This window comes from Geodermatophilus sp. CPCC 205761 (assembly GCF_051383655.1).
Lineage (GTDB): Bacteria > Actinomycetota > Actinomycetes > Mycobacteriales > Geodermatophilaceae > Geodermatophilus.
Map to the genome: position 1 here is coordinate 34,391 of NZ_JALPKQ010000004.1, position 14,867 is coordinate 49,257.

Consider the following 14,867-nt stretch of genomic DNA (forward strand, 5'->3'; position numbering starts at 1 on the left):
CGCCGGCGTCGGGGCCGACCACCCGTACCTGGGGATGCTCGTGCTCTGCCCACAGGGCTGGGCAGAGCACGAGCGCCCGTGGAGGTGTACTGGGGGGCTCGCCTTCGTGCTCTGCCCACGAGGGTGGGCAGAGCACGAGCGTCCGTGGAGGGACTGCCGGCGCGGAGCTCGCGGGCCTGCGGTCAGGTCACCAGCTCTTCGCCAGGCGCATCCGCCACGGGCGCCCGTCGGGGTCGTCGAAGAAGCGGTAGACCGGGGTGGCCCACAGCCGGGCGGGCAGCGACAGCCGCTCGGTCCGGTGCGGCCGCAGCCGACCGGGGGGCCGCGGCCCGCGGCGACCGCCGGCGTGCCACCCCTCCAGCGCCTCGGCGCTCGCCTCGAGCGCGGCGACGAACGCGTCCGGGTCGATCAGGTCGGCGTCCTCGCTGCCGTCGGCGGCGCGGTCGAGGTGTTCGCGGGCCAGTTCCAGCCGCAGGTCCCGGGCGAACACCCGCGCGCCGTCCCCGGTGCCGGCCGGGTCACGGGGCTCCCGGGGGTCCCGGGTGGTGTCGAGGACGGCGGAGGACAGCTCGCTGTCGTGCGTCCACGAGCGGCGGTTGAAGTTGTCGCTGCCGACGCTGCCCCAGACGTCGTCGACCACGCAGACCTTGGCGTGCACGTAGACCGGCGTCCCCTCGTGGTTCTCCACGTCGAAGACGTGCACCCGGTCCCGGCCGGCGACCCGGCACATCTCCAGCGCCTGCCACCGGCCGACGTACTGCGACCGCTGGGCCACCGCACCGTCCTGGTCGGGCACCCGGGGGACGACGACCACCAGGTGCAGCCCCTCGTGCTCGGCCAGCGCCTGGGCGAACATCCGCGCGACGTCGGCCGACCACATGTACTGGTCCTCGAGGTAGACCAGCCGGCGGGCCCGCTTGATCGCCTTGGAGTAGCCCCGGGCCACCGAGCGCTCGCCGCGCGGCGCGAAGTCGTACGGCGGACGGATCGCCGGGTAGGTGCGCAGGTTCTGCACGTAGACGGGGCCGCACTCGGGCGGCGGGGGCAGCTGGTCCGGCAGCGGGTCGGCGTGCAGCCGGGTGTGGTGCAGCTTGTCGTGGATCCAGGCGAGCGGGTGGTCGGTGTCCGGGCTGTTCGGGTCGTTCCAGCGCTCCCGGAACACCGTGTCCAGCACACCCACCGTCGGCCCGCGCAGCATCAGCTGGACGTCGTGCCACGGCGGGCGCGGGCCGTAGGCCGCCGCCATCGGCAGCGCCTGCGGGTCGCCGGCGTGGGTGGAGTCGTCCCGGCGGCCGTGGCACAGGTCGATGCCGCCGACGAAGGCGACGTCGCGCGTGGCGTCCTGGTCGTGGCGCAGGACGACGAACTTCTGGTGGTGGCTGCCCATGCGGCGCACCCGCTGGTCGAGGATCACCTCGCCCCCGCCGTGCTCGATCTCGTCGTCGAGGGCGCGGTTCTCCTCCTTGCTGAACGACACCCGGTCCATGTGTGACCGCCAGACGAGCCCGCGCACGCACACTCCCCGGCTCACGGCCGCGGTGAACAGCTCGGCGACGGTGGGCCCGCCGGGGCGCAGCTGCTCGTCCGGATCGCCCCGCCAGTCGGTGAAGAAGAGGTGGTCGCCCTCGTCGAGGCCCTGCACCGCCTCGACCAGCCGGTCGAAGTACGTGGCGCCGTGCACCAGTGGCTCGGCGAGGTTGCCCGCCGTCCACGCGGGCAGCGACGTCGCGGGGTTGCCACGCTCCTCGGCGGTCAGCAGCCAGCGCTCGGGATCGTCCACTCCGTGATCACAGCGTCCCGTCCGGGGGGACGCAACCACGGTCGGCGCGGGACGTCGGTAGCCTGTGGACCCGTGGCCCTCGTCGTCCAGAAGTACGGCGGCTCCTCCGTCGCCTCCGCCGCGCACATCAAGCGCGTCGCCGAGCGCATCGTCGCGGCCAAGAAGGACGGCAACGACGTCGTCGTCGTGGTCTCCGCGATGGGTGACACGACCGACGAGCTGCTCGACCTGGCCGGCCAGATCACCGACGACCCGGCCGGCCGCGAGCTCGACATGCTGCTCACCGCCGGCGAGCGCATCTCCATGGCGCTGCTGGCCATCGCCATCAACACGCACGGCTACGAGGCGCGGTCGTTCACCGGCTCCCAGGCCGGGGTGATCACCACCTCCAGCCACGGCAAGGCGCGGATCATCGACGTCACGCCCGGCCGGCTGCGCGACGCCCTCGACGAGGGCGCGGTCGTCATCGTGGCCGGGTTCCAGGGCGTCAGCCAGGACACCAAGGACGTCACGACGCTCGGCCGCGGCGGGTCCGACACCACCGCCGTCGCGGTCGCCGCCGCGCTGCGCGCCGACGTCTGCGAGATCTACACCGACGTCGACGGCGTGTTCACCGCCGACCCGCGGATCGTGCCCAACGCCCGGCGGCTGGACACGGTGACGTACGAGGAGATGCTCGAGCTCGCCGCCTCGGGGGCGAAGGTGCTCATGCTCCGCTGCGTCGAGTACGCCCGCCGCTACGGCATCCCGGTGCACGTCCGCAGCTCCTACTCCCAGCTCCCCGGCACGATCGTGACCGGCTCGATGGAGGACCTCACGGTGGAACAGGCCATCATCACCGGCGTCGCGCACGACCGCTCCGAGGGGAAGATCACCGTCTTCGGGGTGCCGGACCGGCCGGGCGAGGCCGCGCAGCTCTTCCGGGTCCTCGCCGACGCCGAGATCAACATCGACATGATCGTGCAGAACGTGTCGGCCGAGGCGAGCAAGCTGGCCGACATCTCCTTCACCCTCCCCAAGAGCGACGGGCCGGCCGCGATCTCGGCGCTGGAGAAGGTCAAGCACACCGTCGGATACACCGACGTGCGGTTCGACCAGCACATCGGCAAGGTGTCGCTGGTGGGCGCGGGCATGCGCTCGCACCCGGGCGTCTCGGCGCGCTTCTTCGGCGCGCTGGCCGACGCCGGCGTCAACCTCGAGCTGATCAGCACCTCGGAGATCCGCATCTCCGTTGTGTGCCGCGACACCGACGTGGACGTCGCCGTCCGTGCGGTGCACGACGCCTTCGACCTCGGCACCGACGACGAGCAGGCGGTCGTCTACGGAGGGACCGGACGATGAGCCTCTTCCCGAAGGACGGGCTGCGGGTCGGCGTCGTCGGCGCCACCGGCCAGGTCGGCGGCGTCATGCGCCAGATCCTCGCCGACCGGGGCTTCCCGATCGCCGAGCTGCGGTTCTTCGCCTCGGCCCGCTCGGCCGGCAGCACCCTGCCCTGGGGCAGCGGCGAGATCACCGTCGAGGACGCCGCGACCGCCGACCCCACCGGGCTGGACGTCGCGCTGTTCTCCGCCGGCGCGACCACCTCGCGGGTGCAGGCGCCGCGGTTCGCCGAGGCCGGCGTCATGGTGATCGACAACAGCTCGGCGTGGCGGCGCGATCCCGACGTCCCGCTGATCGTCGCCGAGGTCAACCCGCACGCCCTGGGCGAGATGCGCAAGGGCATCATCGCCAACCCGAACTGCACGACCATGGCCGCGATGCCGGTGCTCGCCCCGCTGCACGCCGAGGCCCAGCTCGTCCGCCTGGTCGCCAGTACCTACCAGGCGGTGTCCGGCAGCGGCCTGGCCGGCGTCGAGGAGCTCGACACCCAGGTCAAGGCGGTCGCGGACAAGGCCGCGGAGCTCACCCACGACGGGACGGCGGTCACCTTCCCCGAGCCGGTGAAGTACGTGAAGCCGATCGCGTTCAACGTGCTGCCGATGGCCGGCTCGCTGGTCGACGACGGCAGCAACGAGACCGACGAGGAGCAGAAGCTCCGCAACGAGAGCCGCAAGATCCTCGGCATCCCCGACCTGCGGGTGTCGGGCACCTGCGTCCGTGTCCCGGTCTTCACCGGGCACTCGCTGTCGCTCAACGTCGAGTTCGCCCGGCCGCTGTCGGTCGAGCGGGCCACCGAGCTGCTGACCGGCGCGCCCGGGGTCGAGCTCACCGCCGTCCCGAACCCGCAGCAGGCCGCCGGGCAGGACCCGAGCTATGTCGGGCGCATCCGGCAGGACCCGGGTGTCGACGACGGCCGCGGGCTGGCGCTGTTCGTCAGCAACGACAACCTGCGCAAGGGCGCCGCGCTCAACACCGTCCAGATCGCCGAACTGATCGCCGCCTCCCGCTGACCCTCGGGGGCAGAAATGGCCATTTCTGCCCCCGAGGGGTCAGGGGTGGACGTGGCGGAGGGCGAAGGACAGCGCGACCTCGACCTGGCGGATGGTCTCCTCGATGACCAGCGAGCCGTGGCCGGCGTCGAACCGGTACACCTCGTGCCGCTTGCCGAGCCGCTCCAGCTCGCCCAGGTAGTTGTCGATCTGCCGGATGGGGCAGCGCGGGTCGTTGGCCCCCGCCACCACGAGCACCGGGGCGGAGACGGCGTCGACGTAGGTGATCGGCGAGGAGCGCACGTACACGTCGCGCACCTCCTCGGGTGACCCGCCGAACAGCGCGCGGTCGTAGGCCCGCAGGCCCTCCATCTCGTCCTCGTAGGCGGCCAGGTAGTCCGCGACCGGCACCTCGGCGATCCCGGCGGCCCAGCGCTCGGGCTGGGTGCCGAGGCCCAGCAGGGTGAGGAAGCCGCCCCACGAGCCGCCGGTGAGCAGCGCGCGGCGCGGGTCCACGACCCCCTCGTCGACCAGGGCGTCGTAGACCGCCGCGACGTCCTCCAGCTCGGTCAGCCCCGGCCGGCCGGTCAGCGCGTCCCGCCAGGCGCTGCCGTAGCCGGTGGAGCCCCGGTAGTTGACGTGCACGACCGCGTAGCCGGCGTCCACGTAGGCCGCGCGGCGGGCGCGGTAGGAGTCGTCGTCGGCGGACTCCGGCCCGCCGTGCACCAGGAACGCCGTCGCGTACGGGGCGGGACCGGCCGGGCGCACCAGCAGCGCGTGAACCTCCCCGCCCGGTCCGGGCACCCAGCGGTCCTCCACCGGGTAGGCCGCCGGCGGCTCCTCGCCGGGGGCGGCCAGCACGACCGGCCCGTCGGCCCGGCGGATCACCGGCGGGAGCTCGGCGTTGGACCAGGCCAGCTCGACGGTGCCGTCGGGGCGGGCGGTGGCCCCGCGGACGACGCCGCGCGGGGTGTCCAGCGCCTCCAGCGTCCCGGTGGCCAGGTCGTAGCGGTACAGCTCGCTGCGCGCGGCGTGGTCGTGCCCGACCAGCAGTGCCGAGCCGTCGGGGTACCAGCCGGCGGTCACGTCGCCGGGGAGGTCCAGGACGAGCTCGGTCTCGGTGTCGGTGCCGACGTCCCAGACCAGCAGCTCCTCCCGCCCGCGCCGCTCGTGGCCGACCAGCAGCCGCCGGTCGCCGGGGAGCGGGGCGAACTCCAGCGCGTGCAGCCCGCGGCCCTCGCCGTCCCACTTCTCGGCGACGATCGTGTCGTCGTCGGTCCGCAGCACGCGCAGCGCCGGGTAGCGCGGGTCGCCGTGCTCGGAGTGCGAGATGACCAGCAGGTCCTCGTCGTGGGTGAGCGCGTCGACCGACGCCGGGTCCTCGTGCCGGTAGACGACCCGCGCGGTGCCGCCCACAGGGTCCAGCCACAGCTCGGAGCCGTCGTCGGTGGAGCGGCCGACGGCGACCACCCGGGTGCCGACCTCCAGCCCCGCCGGGTAGGCCGGCCCGACCTCCGGCAGGGCGACGCGGTCCTCGCCACCGGTGAACGGCTGCACCATCCAGATGCCGAACTCGTCGCCGTCGGTGTCGGCGAACCACCAGATGGTCTCGCCGTCCGGGCTGATCGTGGCGATCAGCGTGCCGTTGGCCCGGTCGGTGACCTGCCGGTGGACGTCGGTGGTGCGGTCCCAGGCGTACTGCTCGACGACGCCGCTGACGTCGGAGGAGTACAGGCAGCGGTGCGGCGCCTCCAGCGCCCAGTCGGGCAGGCTCACCCGCGGCGCCCGGAACCGGGCCTGCCAGCGGGCGGTCACCTCGGCCGGCAGCGCGGCCGCGTAGGGCGTCGGCGTGGCCGGGGTGATGACGCTGGCGTGGGGGGACCGCGTGGCGGCGGGCTCGGCAGTCAACGGGCTCCTCGCTGTCGCTCGTCGCCGCGTTCCTGCGGCGGTGCTCTGTCCACGGGCGTGCTCGGGTGCGCGCCCGCCTGCTCATCTTCCCCCGGCGCCCGCGCCCACCTGCGGAGAGCCCCCGGGGTGCACGACCGTGGCGTCCCGGACGTCGCCGATCAGCCGCTCCAAGACGTCCTCGAGCGCGACCACGCCGACGGTGACGCCGTCCCGGACGACCCGGCCCAGGTGCGCGCCCTGCACGCGCATCTCCGCGAGCACCTCCGGCAGCGCGGCGTCCGGCGCGAGCCGGACCAGCGGGGTGACGCGGTCGTCGGGGATGGGCCGGTCGCGGTCGGCCCCGGCCAGCCCGAGGACGTCCTTCACGTGCACGAAGCCGGCCGGCGCGTCGTCCTCGCCGCGCACCGGGTAGCGACTGAAGCCGTGCTCGGCGACGACGGCCTCCAGTTCCCGCGGTGTCGTCGACCGGGGCACGGTGACCACGCGCTCGATCGGCAGGAGCACGGAGTCGATGTCGTGCTGCTCGAAGGTGAGGGCGCCGGCGGCCAGCTCGCTCACCTCGCTGCCGAGCCGGCCCTCGCGCCGGGACTGGGTGATCATCGAGCGGATCTCGGCCTCGTCGAAGCTGGCGGCGACCTCGTCGGTCGGCTGCACACCGAACAGCCGCACGAAGCCGTTGGCGACGGTGTTGAAGAGCCAGATGACCGGCTTGAGCAGCCGGGCGAAGGTGGCCAGGGGTGGCCCCAGCACCAGCGCGGCGCGGTCGGGGCCGGCGATGGTGACGTTCTTGGGCACCATCTCGCCGAGCACCATGTGCAGCACGGTCACGATCGCCAGGGCGATGACCAGCGCGATCGGGTGCAGCAACCCCTCGGGGACGCCGAGGGCCGCCATCGGCCGCTCGATGAGGTGGGCGACCGCCGGCTCGCCCACCGCGCCGAGCCCGAGCGAGCACAGCGTGATGCCGAGCTGGGCGGCGGCCATCATCTGCGAGACGTTGCGCATGGCGGCGAGCGTCTTCACGGCCCGCGGCGAGCCGGCCTGCGCGCGCGGCTCGAGCTGGTCGACGCGGGCGGTGACCAGGGCGAACTCCGCGGCCACGAAGAACGCGTTGCCCATCAGCAGCGCGACGAGCACCAGCAGGCTGACGACGTCGCTCATGCCGCCACCTCCGCCGGGACCTGCTCGGCGCGCACCCGCGCCACCCGCCGTCCCTCCAGCGTCTCGACGATCAGCCGCGCCCCCTCCACGTCCACGCGGTCACCGACCTCCGGCAGCCGCTGCAGCCGCTCGGCGAGGAACCCGGCGAGCGTCTCGTAGCGGCCCTCCGGCACCGGCACCCCGGTGCGGTCGCGGACCTCGTCCGGGCGCAGCAGCCCGGACAGCAGCCAGGTCTCGTCGTCCGCCCGGCGGAGGGTGCGCAGCGGCCGGTCGGTCTCGTCGGAGATCTCCCCGACGAGCTCCTCGACGATGTCCTCCAGGGTCACCACGCCGTGCGTGGCGCCCCACTCGTCGACGACGAGGGCGATCTGCAGCCCCTGCTCCCGGAGCAGGTCCAGCAGCCGCTCCAGCTGCAGCGACGACGGGACGGCCAGCACCGGGGCGGCCAGCTCGGCGGCGGTGCGCGCGGTGCGCTCCTCCTCCGGGACGGCGACGGCGTGCTTGACGTGCACCACGCCGGTCACCTCGTCGAGATCGGAGCCGTGGACCGGGAAGCGGGACCGGCCCGACTCGACGGCGGCGGTGATGACGTCGGCGGCGGTGGCGTCCGACCGCAGTGCCCACAGGCGGGTGCGCGGGGTCATGACGTCGGTGGCGTACTTCTGCCGCAGTCCCAGCGACCGCTCCAGCAGGCGGGCCGCGACGGGGGAGAGGTCGCCCTCCTCGGCCGAGCGCCGGGCGACGGCGGCCAGCTCCTCGGCGCCGCGCGCGGAGTCGAGCTCCTCCTTCGGCTCGATGCCCAGCCGCCGGACGATGGCGTTGGCCACCCGCTGCAGCGCGGTGACCAGCACGCCGGTGACCCGGGTGAAGGCCCGCATGCCCGGTGCGACGGCGGCGGCGACGGCCAGCGGGTTGGCGATCGCCAGGTTCTTCGGGCCGAGCTCGCCGAGCAGCATCTGCAGCGTGGTGGCCAGGGCCAGGGCCAGGCCGTAGGAGACGCCGGCGACCGCACCGGCGGGCAGGCCGAGCGCCTCCAGGGGACCGTGCAGCAGGTGACCCAGCGCCGGCTCGGCCAGGTAGCCGACGACGAGAGTGGTGATCGTGATGCCCAGCTGGGCGGCGGACAGCTGGGTGGACAGCCCGCGCAGCGCCTTCACCACGCCGCCGGCCCGGCGGTCACCGGCCGCGGCCGCCTCCTCCACCTGGCCTCGGTCGACCGTGGTGAGGGAGAACTCGGCGGCGACGAAGAAGCCGGTGAACGCCGTGAGCACCACGGCGGCGAGGAGGAGCAACCACTCGGTCATCGGACCCTCGGTGCCCCCTCGACCGGGTCACCAACCCCGGGAACGACTCAGGGGCCGCCTCGCGGCGGCCCCTGAGCCCTCTGTCGGGGTGACAGGATTTGAACCTGCGACCTCGTCGTCCCGAACGACGCGCGCTACCAAGCTGCGCCACACCCCGAGGTACCCGACGAGTCTAGCCGACCGCCGTCTCAGCTCTGACGGGCGGTCAGGGTGAGGAGCGTCGCCTCCGGCGGGCAGGCGAACCGGGCCGGCGCGTAGGGGCTGGTGCCCAGCCCCGCGGAGACGTGCACCCAGGTGCCGGCGGGCCGGTCCGCGGCCGGCGGGGCCCAGCGGTGCAGCCAGCGGACGCGGGCCCGGTCGATCCCGCAGTTGGTCACCAGGGCGCCGTACCCGGGCACCCGCAGCTGCCCGCCGTGGGTGTGCCCGCACAGCAGCAGGTCGTAGCCGTCGGCGGCGAAGCGGTCGAGCACGCGGGGCTCGGGGGAGTGCGACAGCCCGATCCGCAGGTGCGCGCCCGCGTCGGCCGGCCCGCCCACGTCGTCGTACCGGTCCCGCTTCAGGTGCGGGTCGTCGACGCCGGTGAGGGAGATCCGGTGCCCGCGCACGACCAGCTCGCCCCGCCCGTTGGTGAGGTCCAGCCAGCCGCGCCGGGCCAGGCCGTCGCGCAGGTCCCGCCAGGGCAGCTCGTCGCCGTGCACCCGCTTGTGGTTGCGCTTGAAGTACTTCAGCGGGTTCTTCGGCCGCGGGGCGTAGTAGTCGTTGCTGGACAGCACGAACGCGCCCGGGAGGTCCAGCAGCGGGTCCAGCGCCCGCAGGGTGGGCGCCACGGCGTCCATCCCGGCCAGGTTGTCGCCGGTGTCGATGACGACGTCCGGCGCCAGGGCGGCGAGCCCCGCCACCCACTCCTGCTTCGACCGCTGCGGCGCGGTCATGTGCAGGTCGGACAGGTGCAGGACCCGCAGCGGCTCCGACCCGGGCGGCAGCACCGGGACGACGAACCGGCGCAGGGTCCAGCGGTTGCGCTCGTAGAGGGAGGCGTAGGCGACCCCGGCGGTCGCGGACGCGAGGAGGGCCGCGGGGACGGCGATGGTCGGGCGCACGACAGCCCAGGGTACGCAGCGGCCCTCCGGCGGCCGCCGTGCCAGGCTGGGCCCGTGTCCGACCTGAAGGAACAGCTGCGCGCCGACCTGACCACCGCGATGAAGGCCCGCGACGAGCTGCGCACCGCGACGCTGCGCATGGTGCTGACCGCCGTCAGCGCGGAGGAGGTGGCCGGCAAGGAGGCCCGCGAGCTCAGCGACGACGAGGTGCAGGCGGTGCTGCGCCGGGAGGCCAAGAAGCGCCGTGAGGCCGCGGACGCCTTCGCCGCCGCCGGGCGCGCTGAGCAGGCCGACCGCGAGCGCGCCGAGGGCGACGTCGTCGCCGCGTACCTGCCCGCCCAGCTCGAGGACGCCGACCTGGCCGCGCTGGTCGCCGACGTCGTCACCCGGACCGGCGCGTCGGGGATGCGGGACATGGGCAAGGTGATGGGTGCGGTGCAGGCCGAGGTGGCCGGCCGCGCCGACGGCGGCCGGGTGGCCGCCGAGGTGCGCCGCCAGCTGGGCTGACCGGATCGGGTGTCAGCCGCCGGCCGGGGTGCCGGGAGCGGGGACCCCGGGAGCAGGGACCCCGGGAGCGGGGGCGGCAGGCGGGGGAGTCGCACCGTCGGCCGGCGGTGCCGTCCCGGCGCCGGGGTCGGGCGCCGGCGCGACGACCTGCGAGCCGTTGCTCACCTGGATGGACACGACCTGCTCGGGGGTGGCCCGGGCACCGGCCCCGGGGTCGGTGCCGAGCACCGTCCCGGCCGGCTGGTCGCTGTCCACCGAGACGACGGTCGACTGGAGCCCGGCGGCCTGCAGGGCGGCGCGGCACTCGCTCTCCGAGGCGCAGGCCGGCACCGGCCGGGTGTTGCCGTTCTGGGTGACCGGGTCGGCCGCCGGGAAGGGCACCAGCGGCTGCCCGCGCAGGATCGGCTGCATCGCGTCGTGCCAGATCGTGGCGCCCTTGCCGCCACCGAAGCCGCCGACGTTCTGGTTCTCCTTGGGGTTGAGCACCATCACGCTGGCCGCGTACTGCGGCGTGTAGCCGACGAAGGCCACCGAGAAGTTGTTCTGCGACGTCCCGGTCTTGCCGGCGATCTGGTGACCGTCGACGTAGGCCCGCGCGCCGGTCTGGCCGGCGTGGCCGGGCTCGACGTCCTTGCGCAACATCTGGTTGAGCGTGCTGGCCACGCCCGGCGGGATCGCCTCGGCGGTGCAGTTGTCGCCGCGGACGACGGGCTGCCCGTCGTCGCCGGTGAGGGGCTGGCCCTCGCGGTCGAGGACGGCGGTGACCGGCGTCGGGTCGCACTGCGTGCCGTTGCCGGCCAGGGTGGCGTAGGCCTCGGCCAGGTCCAGCGGGCTGGTGGGCTCGGAGCCGAAGGTGAACGACCCCCGGTTCTCCTCGATGATCTGGTCGGACGAGGTCGAGCGGAAGTCCATGCCCATCGCCTCGGCCATGCGGACCGGCTTCTCCACGCTGCCGAGGGCGTCCTCGAGGGCGAGGAAGTAGGTGTTGGAGGACATGTAGAGCGCCCGCTCCATGTCCAGCGTGGCCGGGTAGTTGCCGGCGTTCTCGACGTCGTAGGGCGCGCGGCCGTCCTTGTAGACGCGGGAGACGTAGGGGTCCCCGGTGGTGAGCGTGTAGTACTGCGAGTACCCCTCGGCCAGCGCGGCCGCGGCGACGAAGGTCTTGTACGTCGAGCCCGAGCCCTGGCTCTGGGCGGTGTTGAGGACGACGGACTCGCAGTCGGCGTCCGAGCACCCGTAGCGGCGGTTGACGCTCATCGCCAGCACGTGGCCGGTGCCCGGCTCGACGGCGGTGTACATGCCGGCCAGCGGGTCGCCCATCGGGAGGGTGTTGAGCACGGCCTGGTCGCCGGCGGCCTGCATGTCCGGCCGCAGCGTGGTCTGGATCGTCAGGCCACCGTTCTGCAGGGTCGAGTCGTCGATGCCGAGCGTCTGCACCAGGTACTGGTGCACGAAGGCGCAGAAGAAGCCGCCGATCGAGGCGTCGATGCAGCCGTTGGCCGGGGGCGCACCCGGGGCGACCGCCACCGGCGTCGCGGAGATGTCGGCCCGCTCCTGCTCGGTGACGTGCCCGAGGTCGACCATCCGCTGCAGCACCTGGTTGCGCCGGACCTGCGCGTTCTCCGGGCTGGCGATCGGGTCGTCGTTGGCCGGGCTCTGCACCAGGCCGGCGAGCATGGCCGCCTGCGGCAGGGTGAGGTCGACGGCGTTGACGCTGAAGTACCGCTGCGCCGCGGCCTGGATGCCGTAGGCGCCCTGCCCGAAGTAGGCGATGTTCAGGTAGCGGGTGAGGATCTCGTCCTTGGAGTAGGTCTCCTCCAGGGCCAGCGCGAGCCGGGCCTCCCGGAGCTTGCGGCCCAGGCTCTCCTCGGTCGCCGCCTGCCGCTCCTCGGGGGTGTCGGCGGTCTCGGCGAGGGTCTGCTTGACCAGCTGCTGGGTGAGCGTCGAGCCGCCCTCGCGCACCGACCCGGCGGCCACGTTGGTCACCAGCGCGCGCACGGTGCCCTGCACGTCGAGGCCGTTGTGCTCGTAGAACCGCGAGTCCTCGATGTCGACCAGCGCCTGTTTCATGATCTCGGAGATCTGGTCGGGCGCGACCGGCGTGCGGTTGTTCGTGTAGAAGTTCGTGATCAGCGACCCGTCGGCGGCCAGCACCCGCGTGTTGCCCGCCGGCGCCTCGTCGGTGAGCTCCACCGGCAGGGCGTCGAGCAGGGACGCGGAGTTGCGCGCGGCCATGCCGGTGCCGCCGACGAACGGCAGCATCATGGCGGCGAGCAGGGCTCCGGCGAGGACGATCGTCGCGGCGAGCTTCGCGAGGACCCGGGCGCGGGCAGGGGCGGCGGGAGACATCGCGAGCAAATGTACGTGCCGACGTGCCCCCGACGTCGCCGTCAGCTACGGCGCGCGGGCAGCACGCGGGTTCGCGGCACGCCCGTCGGCGTGTCGCCGTCCGGGCCGGTGAGCGCGTCGGCCATGAGCCGCAGCCCGTCGAGGTCGTGCACGTCGCCGGCGGCGGCCGGGACGGTGCGGACGGCGACCTCCGGGTGGGCGCTGGTGAAGCGGTCGGCCATCCGCTGCTCGCGGGCGGCGACCGCCATCCGGTCGGCGTGCACCCGCAGCGCCCCGGCGGCGAGCTCGGCGCCGGCCCCGCCGGCCTCGAGCACCTCCTCGGCGGCGCCGTCGGCGCGGGTGGAGGTGAGCACCGTGGTCGCCGGCGGGTGGGTGCGGTTGAGCACCAGCCCGCCCAGCGGCATCCCCTCGGCCGACAGCCGGTCGACGAAGTAGGAGGCCTCGCGCAGGGCGTCCGGCTCCGGCGTGGCGACGACGACGAACCAGGTGCCCGGCCGGCGCAGCAGCTCGTAGGTGGCGGTGGCGCGCTCCCGGAACCCGCCGAACATCGTGTCCAGAGCCGACACGAACGCGGAGATGTCGCGCAGCAGCTGGCCGCCCAGGATCTTGCTGATGATCCGGCTGAACACCAGGAAGCCCGCGCCGACCAGCCGCATGCCGGCCCGCCCGCCGGCGCGGGCCGGGGCGGTCAGCAGCCGGATCATCGTGCCGTCGAGGAACCGGCTCATCCGGTTGGGCGCGTCGAGGAAGTCCAGCGCGGACCGCGACGGCGGGGTGTCGACGACGATCAGGTCCCACCTCTCGCTGGCCCGCAGCTGGCCCAGCTTCTCCATCGCCATGTACTCCTGCGTGCCGGCGAAGGAGGACGAGAGCGCCTGGTAGAAGGGGTTGGCGAGGATCTGCTCGGCCCGCTCGGGCGTCGAGTGCGCACAGACGACGTCGTCGAACGTGCGCTTCATGTCCAGCATCATCGCGTGCAGCTCGCCGGCCGCCCCGGGGACGTCGACCTGCCGGGGCTCGTTGTCGAGCTCCACCAGACCCAGGGACTGCGCCAGCCTCCGGGCCGGGTCGATGGTCAGGACGACGACGTGCCGGCCGGCCTCGGCGGCGGCCAGGGCCAGCGCGGCCGACGTCGTGGTCTTGCCCACCCCGCCTGCGCCGCAGCACACCACGATGCGGGTGTCCGGGTCGGCGATCAGCGCCGCGAGGTCCAGTGGGCGGGCCTGGGGCGCGGGGTGCGGGGCCGGGCGGGCGTGGTGGCGGTGCGCCCGGCCGGCCGGCGTCGCCGTACCCTCCGCGGCGCTCATGCGGCCACCTCCTCGCGCAGGTGGTCCCCGATCCGGTCGGCGAGCTCGAAGAGCGCGCCGAGGTCGATCGGGCCGGGCAGCAGCGGCAGCTCGACCGTCGGCCGGCCGAGCTCCTCGACCTCGTCGCGCAGCTCGTCCTGGGCCGCCCAGCGCCGGGCGTGCTCGACCGCCTCGGCGGCCAGCGCCTCGGCCAGCGCCGTCCCGTCGTGCACGTGCGCCGCGGCGAGGGCGGGCAACAGCTCCGCGCCCGTCAGCCCGCCCTCGGCGGCGCGGACCAGGTCGTCCTCGGGCAGCAGCGGCTCGGTCGCCATGTTCACGATCACCGAGCCGACCGGCAGCCCGGCGGCGGTCAGCTCGGCGATCGCGTCGGCGGTCTCCTGCACCGGCATGTCCTCGAGCAGGGTCACCAGGTGCACCGCGGTCTGCGGGGACTTGAGCACGGCCATGACGCCGTCGCTCTGGGTCTTGATCGGGCCGGAGCGGGCCAGGCCGGCCATCTCCCCGGTCACGTTGAGGAAGCGGGTGATCCGGCCGGTCGGCGGGGCGTCGACGACGACGGCGTCGTAGACCCGCCGGCCGTCGCGTCGGCGGGTGACCGCCTCCTTGATCTTGCCGGTCAGCAGCACGTCGCGCAGGCCCGGGGCGATCGTCGTGGCGAAGTCGATGGCGCCCATCTTGCGCAGCGCCCGGCCGGCCCGCTTGAGGTTGTAGAACATCTCGAGGTACTCGAGGAGCGCCTCCTCGACGTCGATCGCCAGCGCCTTGACCTCGCCCCCGCCGCGGGTGACGGCGACCCGCCGCTCCTCGTAGGGCAGCGGTGGGGTGTCGAACAGCTGCGCGATGCCCTGCCGGCCCTCCGTCTCGACCAGCAGCACGTGCCGCCCGTCGGCGGCCAGGGCCAGTGCGAGTGCGGCGGCGACCGTGGTCTTGCCCGTCCCGCCCTTCCCGGTCACGACGTGGCAGCGCACGGGAAAGGGTTCGGAGGCCACGGAGCTCAGCCTAGAAGGACCCCGTCCTCCCCACCCCCTCGCAGGCTCGGGGGCGGGACCCGAGACGGGGCCGAGGGCCTGGGCGGGACCCCG

Annotated in this window: 11 protein-coding genes and 1 tRNA gene; 3 read left to right on the forward strand and 9 right to left on the reverse strand. The window is 74.2% G+C overall.

From position 1 onward, the window contains the following. Positions 1 to 187: 187 nt before the first annotated feature. Positions 188 to 1,780 carry a phospholipase D family protein gene (locus MY526_RS03370; RefSeq protein WP_436689087.1) on the reverse strand — a complete coding sequence of 531 codons (1,593 nt, stop codon included), beginning with the start codon at positions 1,778 to 1,780 and terminating at the stop codon, positions 188 to 190. Positions 1,781 to 1,852: 72 nt separating this feature from the next. On the opposite strand from MY526_RS03370, the gene MY526_RS03375 reads away from it, so the two are divergent. Both MY526_RS03375 and MY526_RS03380 read left to right on the forward strand, forming a co-directional pair. Then, complete coding sequence (locus MY526_RS03375) at positions 1,853 to 3,121, forward strand: aspartate kinase (protein ID WP_436703251.1); 1,269 nt, start codon at positions 1,853 to 1,855, stop codon at positions 3,119 to 3,121. Beyond that, positions 3,118 to 4,170: an aspartate-semialdehyde dehydrogenase gene (locus MY526_RS03380; RefSeq protein ID WP_436689091.1), complete on the forward strand. Its 1,053-nt coding sequence runs from the start codon at positions 3,118 to 3,120 to the stop codon at positions 4,168 to 4,170. Before MY526_RS03375 ends, MY526_RS03380 begins: the two co-directional genes overlap by 4 nt. A gap of 39 nt (positions 4,171 to 4,209) precedes the next feature. On the opposite strand, the gene MY526_RS03385 is transcribed toward MY526_RS03380, so the two are convergent. From MY526_RS03385 to MY526_RS03405, 5 genes are all read right to left on the reverse strand, one after another. Next, positions 4,210 to 6,057, reverse strand: a complete 1,848-nt coding sequence (locus MY526_RS03385; protein ID WP_436703252.1) for a prolyl oligopeptidase family serine peptidase — start codon at positions 6,055 to 6,057, stop codon at positions 4,210 to 4,212. An 81-nt stretch (positions 6,058 to 6,138) separates the two neighbouring features. Further along, entirely contained in the window at positions 6,139 to 7,218 is a 1,080-nt protein-coding gene (locus MY526_RS03390; RefSeq protein ID WP_436703253.1) for a hemolysin family protein, read from the reverse strand. Next, positions 7,215 to 8,522 (reverse strand): hemolysin family protein, encoded by a 1,308-nt coding sequence (locus MY526_RS03395; RefSeq protein WP_436689097.1) that lies wholly within the window; start codon positions 8,520 to 8,522, stop codon positions 7,215 to 7,217. Before MY526_RS03395 ends, MY526_RS03390 begins: the two co-directional genes overlap by 4 nt. Positions 8,523 to 8,605: 83 nt before the next feature. Beyond that, positions 8,606 to 8,679: transfer RNA gene (locus tag MY526_RS03400), tRNA-Pro, on the reverse strand. Positions 8,680 to 8,710: 31 nt separating this feature from the next. Further along, positions 8,711 to 9,622 carry a metallophosphoesterase gene (locus MY526_RS03405; RefSeq protein ID WP_436689098.1) on the reverse strand — a complete coding sequence of 304 codons (912 nt, stop codon included), beginning with the start codon at positions 9,620 to 9,622 and terminating at the stop codon, positions 8,711 to 8,713. Positions 9,623 to 9,676: 54 nt separating this feature from the next. Between MY526_RS03405 and MY526_RS03410 the strand changes: the two genes are divergently transcribed. Continuing rightward, positions 9,677 to 10,129 (forward strand): GatB/YqeY domain-containing protein, encoded by a 453-nt coding sequence (locus tag MY526_RS03410; RefSeq protein WP_436689100.1) that lies wholly within the window; start codon positions 9,677 to 9,679, stop codon positions 10,127 to 10,129. A gap of 12 nt (positions 10,130 to 10,141) precedes the next feature. On the opposite strand, the gene MY526_RS03415 is transcribed toward MY526_RS03410, so the two are convergent. Genes MY526_RS03415 through MY526_RS03425 form a run of 3 tightly spaced genes read right to left on the reverse strand, consistent with a single transcriptional unit; the run spans position 10,142 to position 14,774 of the window. Beyond that, entirely contained in the window at positions 10,142 to 12,478 is a 2,337-nt protein-coding gene (locus MY526_RS03415) for a penicillin-binding protein (protein WP_436689102.1), read from the reverse strand. A gap of 41 nt (positions 12,479 to 12,519) precedes the next feature. Further along, complete coding sequence (locus tag MY526_RS03420) at positions 12,520 to 13,785, reverse strand: ArsA family ATPase (RefSeq protein WP_436689104.1); 1,266 nt, start codon at positions 13,783 to 13,785, stop codon at positions 12,520 to 12,522. Beyond that, entirely contained in the window at positions 13,782 to 14,774 is a 993-nt protein-coding gene (locus tag MY526_RS03425) for an ArsA-related P-loop ATPase (protein ID WP_436689106.1), read from the reverse strand. The genes MY526_RS03420 and MY526_RS03425 overlap by 4 nt, the downstream gene beginning before the upstream one ends. Positions 14,775 to 14,867: the final 93 nt, after the last annotated feature.

Excerpts from the sequence above, each read along its gene's own strand:
- MY526_RS03380 (WP_436689091.1), top strand. The coding sequence starts at position 3,118 with ATGAGCCTCTTCCCGAAGGACGGGCTGCGGGTCGGCGTCGTCGGCGCC.
- MY526_RS03390 (WP_436703253.1), bottom strand. The coding sequence starts at position 7,218 with ATGAGCGACGTCGTCAGCCTGCTGGTGCTCGTCGCGCTGCTGATGGGC.
- MY526_RS03395 (WP_436689097.1), bottom strand. The coding sequence starts at position 8,522 with ATGACCGAGTGGTTGCTCCTCCTCGCCGCCGTGGTGCTCACGGCGTTC.
- MY526_RS03415 (WP_436689102.1), bottom strand. The coding sequence starts at position 12,478 with ATGTCTCCCGCCGCCCCTGCCCGCGCCCGGGTCCTCGCGAAGCTCGCC.
- MY526_RS03420 (WP_436689104.1), bottom strand. The coding sequence starts at position 13,785 with ATGAGCGCCGCGGAGGGTACGGCGACGCCGGCCGGCCGGGCGCACCGC.